Annotated in this window: 6 protein-coding genes and 1 pseudogene; 2 read left to right on the forward strand and 5 right to left on the reverse strand. The window is 55.6% G+C overall.

Going from position 1 to position 6,306, the window contains the following annotated elements; translation table 11 throughout:
* Positions 1–217: 217 nt before the first annotated feature.
* Positions 218–438: pseudogene (locus ALO43_RS31615) on the forward strand (hypothetical protein); the annotation flags it as partial.
* Between the two features lie 245 nt (positions 439–683).
* Positions 684–1,100: a DUF3742 family protein gene (locus tag ALO43_RS20850; RefSeq protein WP_054997994.1), complete on the forward strand. Its 417-nt coding sequence runs from the start codon at positions 684–686 to the stop codon at positions 1,098–1,100.
* A 41-nt stretch (positions 1,101–1,141) separates the two neighbouring features.
* Here ALO43_RS20850 and ALO43_RS20855 read toward each other — a convergent pair whose 3' ends face one another.
* The 5 genes from ALO43_RS20855 to ALO43_RS20875 are packed head-to-tail and all read right to left on the reverse strand — an operon-like array spanning position 1,142 to position 5,847.
* Complete coding sequence (locus tag ALO43_RS20855; protein ID WP_054997995.1) at positions 1,142–2,680, reverse strand: conjugal transfer protein TraG N-terminal domain-containing protein; 1,539 nt, start codon at positions 2,678–2,680, stop codon at positions 1,142–1,144.
* Positions 2,677–3,045, reverse strand: coding sequence for a hypothetical protein (locus tag ALO43_RS20860; RefSeq protein WP_054997996.1), 369 nt, complete (start codon positions 3,043–3,045; stop codon positions 2,677–2,679). The genes ALO43_RS20855 and ALO43_RS20860 overlap by 4 nt, the downstream gene beginning before the upstream one ends.
* Positions 3,042–4,439, reverse strand: a complete 1,398-nt coding sequence (locus ALO43_RS20865) for an integrating conjugative element protein (RefSeq protein ID WP_054997997.1) — start codon at positions 4,437–4,439, stop codon at positions 3,042–3,044. Before ALO43_RS20865 ends, ALO43_RS20860 begins: the two co-directional genes overlap by 4 nt.
* Complete coding sequence (locus ALO43_RS20870; RefSeq protein ID WP_054997998.1) at positions 4,436–5,374, reverse strand: TIGR03756 family integrating conjugative element protein; 939 nt, start codon at positions 5,372–5,374, stop codon at positions 4,436–4,438. The genes ALO43_RS20865 and ALO43_RS20870 overlap by 4 nt, the downstream gene beginning before the upstream one ends.
* Positions 5,371–5,847, reverse strand: coding sequence for a TIGR03757 family integrating conjugative element protein (locus ALO43_RS20875; RefSeq protein WP_054997999.1), 477 nt, complete (start codon positions 5,845–5,847; stop codon positions 5,371–5,373). The genes ALO43_RS20870 and ALO43_RS20875 overlap by 4 nt, the downstream gene beginning before the upstream one ends.
* Between the last annotated feature and the right edge of the window lie 459 nt (positions 5,848–6,306).

The following is a 6,306-nucleotide window of genomic DNA, read 5'->3' on the forward strand; positions in this document are numbered from 1 at the left end:
ACGCTGCATCATTCGATTTTAAGCAAATAACGCTGTTTGCCGAGTGGATTTTCGACTTGCCGCTGACGCGCGACAAGTTGATCGGAGCATCCCAAGGGGGGCTGTCGGTCAGCGCTCAAGCCCGAAGCGATCGCGTGCAGTCTGGTGCGCTTGCTCGGCATTGAAAAACCCTTGGCTACTCACTTTCGGTCTAGCCAGACTTAAGATTCCAAGCCGCCCATACCTCACCTACGATGTGCGGTTAATGACCTGGGGCAACTGAGGCAATGAGTCGTCTGTTTCTACCGGGGTTCAAGTACAGTGAGGCTGAGATGCTTTTGCAGGATCTGCGACAGTATCGCGAATTTTACGAATGACCTGTTCGCGGCGTCGCAGTCGGCATCGTCGGAGAAGGTGTTGGGAGTGCTGGATGAGATCAATACACGCTGGGTTAGAGGGGCTTGACGATCATTTATGGGTTGTGAATGGTCTATAGGAGCACCTGGAGCCTCTGTGTAGCGGGTTCGCTTGCAGCCCCATTCATCCGGAAACACTGTCGAACCGGACGGCTAAGCGGCATGTATCAGTTGTCCAGTTGTCCGTTTTGAGCTTGATTTCAAAGGGAGTTGAGTTGAATATACCAAGCTTAGGGGTATAGATTGATATCAATACTGCATGCTTCAGCCGACCAGACTAGGTGACACATGAGCACAGACGCCAATACGGATTTACGCGGAGCAGCGCGTTTTGGTCACGTGCTCGGTCATGGTCTGCGTCGAATACTTAATGTTGAGCGCGCGTTCTGGTCGCTTTTCGACCGCACCGGTGTGCCCAGAGTGATCGTCACTCCAGTCAAGTGGTGTGCCCGTGCGGCGGTGATCGGTACTGGCGCATTCTTCGTGGCTTGGGGATTGTTGTATGTTTTGGCGGTTGTTTGCTTTATAGCAATCGCAATCGGTTTCGTCACAAACCCTGATATTGAACGCGCTTTGCGTGGTTCTCAGCTTGTTCATTTTGATGGGGATGGATTTGGTGATGAAGAAGATCTTACCTCCAGCAAGGTCAAACGCAATGGCGTAGATGGCTTCGGTAACTATATTGGTGGTGTTCGTGTTGATTAGAGTGCCGAATCCGTTAAGCGCAGCACCCTAATCAGCTGATGCTAAGGTTTTTTTTCCATTGCTGCTTTAATTTGATTAGCACCTTTCGATGATGCTTGCCTCGCACTATCAACACCGTCGGTCAGTCCGCTCATAAGTGAGCCAAGCTTCATTCCGGTCCAGCCGAGCGCAACGACCCAGAAACTTGGCAGGACGATGAACATTGCCCCTATCACGAAGTCCAGCAGCAGGTCTCCCTGTGCATTGCTGGCTCCAAACACTGGGTCGAAGTTGGAATGAGGTACGTCACTGCCGATCCCGTTGCCGTACAAGGCGTCCAGTATCGTGCTGTCCACCCAGCGGGCCAGTTGGAACCAGAAGTCGACAAAAATCAGTGCAAACTCGGCGAATGTGATCGTCATCACGACCTTCAGATCAAACATTCCGAATACTAGGACAAATGGAATGCAGATGATCAAAGCCATCTTCAAAAAGGCCATTACCATGGGGGCTGCCTGACGGACGCTGTCCATGGCGGGGTACATCGCCAACGATCCTGCTGCCTGACCGACGGTTGCAGTCAGGCGTGTGAAGTCATTCATCACTGAACCACCTACTTGGCCGCCGTAGTCGGTATACACCTGTCCCTGGGTCAGTTTCTGCTTCCTCGGAGAAACCAGATCGCGAATGACCGAGTCACTCACCTCTGTCTGGGTCATGAACTTTGCCCACTGTGCAAGCTTGCTCAGCAGATCTGGACTGACCTGTTCCAGCAGCCTGGCTCGTAGGCCAATGCTGCTATCTGACCACCACTGCGTGCAGGTAGGGAAGCCACCCCCACCGGTGGTTTGGGGCAGGCCTGCATCGCGAGTTGTGTCATAAGGCCATTTGGTTCGAGGCGTGTGTGATCTAAATCCAGAGAAACCATCATCGTAATACCCTGGCGTCTGCAGAAAGAACCTCGAGCCGATCCAGTTGACGTCGTTGAGTTGATCCTTACTCAGGGTAGGCTGGGTCATGAACAGTTTTGCACGCGCCCGTGCATAGCAGTCGTTCGTGAAGTCAGCGACCTCCTGGGCAAGCAGCGGGTCTTTGATACGTGCCCTGTTCACATCCATCCGTACCTGTTGCAGGTCCACTCCGCAAGGAATCGCCGTGATGGAGGCTGCTGTCGCGGCCTTGGACATCGCATGCACAAATAACCACCACACCGGCACTACGGCGCTCTTGCCGTTCAACGTACTGAATGAGGTGTTCCAGCCCGTATCGGCAGGGTTGGGTACCAAATACTGACACTGCTCCGAGCGGCTTCGATCAAACTGCAGCGTGTCGATGCTGACCGTCACCAAAGGCATACAGCAGACAATGATGACCAGAATCGCGGTGTAGAAGCGGTTCTCCACTCGAGCCAGCGAGAGTACGCCTTTGTTACCTTCGTCGGCACCCTCAGCACGTGCTTTGAGCCATTCGCTGATGATGATGGCGGCAAACGGCGCGGCCACCAAGCCGCTGTCCTCAATCATGTTCCAGACGCCGCTGTTGATGATCCAGCCCACCAGCGTGAGGTAATACTCCAGATAATCATTGGTGTGTAACATCATAGCGTACTGACTCCCTCAAGTAGGCCGGCACGCCGTAGCTCCATCAATGCAATCAACAGCAGGGCGATCACCTCACATCGCATTAGACCTGCGGGAATATCGGACGATGCCTGGTGAACCAGGTGCTTCCTAACTCTGAACCATGTTAACGCTAGCGCCGTATAGACCATTAACCTCCAGGCCAGCATCGCTCCGTAATGTGCCTTCTGCCATTCACTGAAACGCTCCAGATCACCGAACACTATGTTGACGAAAGTCAAAAACACCACGACCAGCAGCACCGTCAGTAATGTCAGTGATAGAAAAGCCAAAATCGCTTTCGCTGTTTTTTTAAGTCGTCCAGGCTTTAAAACGGTGGATATCATGGTGCGTTTCCTTTCGCAGGATTTTGCAACTGGTCAAGACGATCAGGCGTCGGGTCGCCTTGGAAGATGCCTTTTGAACCGTCTCTCCTGATTTGAGCCCGTTGGAGAATGGCTGTCGGAGAGTTGCTGGCCAGATTGCGCCGCATGTCCAGCTCGGTCTTCAGGTTGTCAATTTCCTGTTGCAGGTTGTTGTTCTGCTGACTGACCGCCTGCTGGGCCACATCATTGGCGGCGATGTTCGGTTCCTTGCTCCCGGTAAACAGGGTGCGTTGAAGCAGCAACGCTTTGCCCAGCACATCCGATAAAGCGAGCTCTGAAGCAAGGCGTTTGGCCAATATGTCCTGGTCGTGTTCGGAACGAAGGGCCTCGACCACGCTACGCGTCACAGGTAGAGAGCTACTGCTGGCTTGCGACAGGTTCTCCTGCGTGAGGGACTTGTTGCCTGAAATGAGCTCCTGCAGTGCCTTGAGTTTTGAGTCGTAGGACTCTTGAATGAGGGGCGTGAGTCCAACGCCGGCAGTGGAGGTGGTTTTGGTGCAACCCTCACACGTGCGCTGTTGCTGCTCTCCCAGAACACGGTTGGCGAATGTGGTTGCATCCTGCGGCGAAGGCCAGGTAGAGCACACCATGCCGTTGTTGCAGCTCGATGGGCTGATAGACGCTGTATCAGCGGCATTACGTCCGTTCAGCAGGTTGTATCCTGCCCGAGTGACATCGCCTACGACCTTGATCGGTTGCTGGCCCGATCCGCCGGCCTTGCTTCCACCCACCCAGGTGATACCGTCATTCCCACCTTGCTTTTCGACCTGAGCAACGGCCGAGACCGCGTCTGTGTTTCCGGTTTTCACCGCCTGACTCATGGCCTGGCCTTCGGCGATCTTGTCCCAGCCCATCTGCCCTCCCGCGACATCGAGCATCTTATCCGCTATGGCGCGGCACGTGCCTTTGGAGCGGTCGAAATCAAGACGGCCTTGCAGGATACCGTTGGTGAGCAGGTTGTAAAGCGCCGGATTGGCGCGCTGGATAATCAGCCCTGGCAATGAAGCCACCGCGCTGGTGGCGTTGGATATCATCGAGCCCATGATCGTCTGAAAGCCGGAAGTGGCACCGTTCAACTGATTCTCCAGTGTATTGTTCAGGCTCATGTTTCCGCAGACCAGGTTGCTGTTCCAGCCACCGCCAATGCTGATGCTGTCCATGTTCCCGGCGCTTCCCATGGTCACGGCGTTGCCGCCACCGACGCTGTACAACACATCATCACCGATGACGCTGCCGGACGAGCTGGCACTGATCCCTGGCGTCTCGGCAAGGGCGCTGTTTACCGTCAGGGCGCTCATGATTGCGATAGTCAACATGGCGGCGCGGCGCATGATTGAAGTCCTCTTGATCATCATTGAAAGTCCGTGCTGCCAAGAAAAGTTTGTCCTTGCCGCTTGCAGCAGGAATAGGGTCGCCATAGCGCCCAGGCATAACCGTCATCGGTCGCCTGCACACGGGGCTGCGAGTTCGGGAATACCGCACAGCTTTGACTGAGGGTCGGCGTGAGCTCTTGCCACTTACCGGTGTTGGCGTCGGTCTCGATCAATTCCCCAGCAGGCCAGTAGCCTGACTGAGGTTTTGCCAGAAGGGGTTGATAGACGTGGACCTGACCGCTGCGAGTGACCACGTCACCTGCACGCTGCGCCATCACGGCCGCTGCCTTGTAATCGTCGGCTTGATGGATAAAGCCGCTGCGGGGGTAGACGCTTCCCCACATGTCCCCAGAGGTGAGACCACCCACCTCTCGCCGACCGGGAATCAGGGCTTCGGGATAGGCTGATTCTGGAACACCATAACGCCAGGCGATGGTGTCCAGCGTGCTCAGCAGGTAAGGCATGTAGGGGGTCGCAGCACCCTGACAGGCATACCCTGAAGCGCTGGCAAACTTACTGAACGTAGCTCCCCCGGGGTGGCCAATGACGTCAGCGTTTTTGAATTTGGCCAGGTTGTCTTCGTTGTTGTGGTTGGTGGTTCCGTCGCCGCCATCCTGGGCGAATGAGGTGGGTGAGCTCAGCGAAGAGACTTCGACCCAAGGGTTTTCGCCGGTATTGGAGTAGCTAGAAACTACCGCGTCCGGTACGAAGTGGCGAACCTTGGTCGATGTCTTCACCTTGCAGCCAAACGGGGTGCAGAGCAGCCAGTAGCAGATTCCGACCACCTTGTACTCCAGGCAGTCAGGCGACAGGGTTGAGGCGGCGAGGGTGGTCGATGTCACTATACCGGCGGCGGCTGGCCAAGTTGTGATCGACAGCGCCAAGGCCGTCCAAGCAGGAGGCTTGCGCAGGTTCATTGCGGCATATCTCCCTGACCAGCGTCGTTTTGATGTTGGGCTGCAGTACGCCACTGGGCAATGCGATGTTCCGCCGCCAGAACATTGGTTTCGCCATACACAACAAACGTGCGGTCGACCACCACTGCTGGGACCTTCGTGACCCCAATGCTCCAGGCGTCTACGAGGTTTTGTTGAGCTAAGGCCAGGTCGCGTTGCAAGCGCTGCGCATCGGCGCTCTTGAGGCGCTGCTGCATGATGGCGATGGCTTGTTGCTGATTCGCTGGCAATCCTTCCGAGAGCTTGGTCTCAAGTCGCTCTTGCTCGTCCAGGATAATCAGCCGGACATGTGCCGGTGCTTGAACGGGATGGTTACGGTCCGTAATGACCCACGTCTCCGCGTGGGCGAGGGTGATCTGGGAGGCCATGACCAGGCTCAGGAAGCCTAAAAGGCTACGTTTGGATCTGAAGCGATAGGTTCTGGAGGGAAGCATGTGGCAGTACCTGCAGATGGTGTCAGGTACAGGAAACGCGATTGATGAAGAGCCGTCAGTAGGAAACCGTTATCGGGACGGTTGGGGTTTGGTGGCGCCTGTCTGGGCCGTGCGGCTGCCATCGAGCAGCAGGCGCGGTAGCATTTTCTTATAACGCCGCTGGTGGTAGGCTTTCCCGGAGGCCTGCTGCTGACTCTCTTTGGAACGACAGCGAATTTCCGCCAATCCTGATAGAGAGTTCCACTACAGCCAAGATCCGTCGTGCAACATACCTTCGACGTGGTCAAATCAAACACCTCATAAGAGTGGCTTCGATGACAGGCCGCATGCCAGAGCGGACGTGCTGCTGCTTTGGCTCACTCACACAGTTGGCCTGCGCGTCACAGAGCTGGCCCAGCTTGAAACGTCGCTTTTACCGCCAAGCAATCAATCCCGGTCGAAAAACGCGATGATTGCAGG

The organism is Pseudomonas tremae (assembly GCF_001401155.1).
In the GTDB taxonomy this organism is placed as follows: domain Bacteria; phylum Pseudomonadota; class Gammaproteobacteria; order Pseudomonadales; family Pseudomonadaceae; genus Aquipseudomonas; species Aquipseudomonas tremae.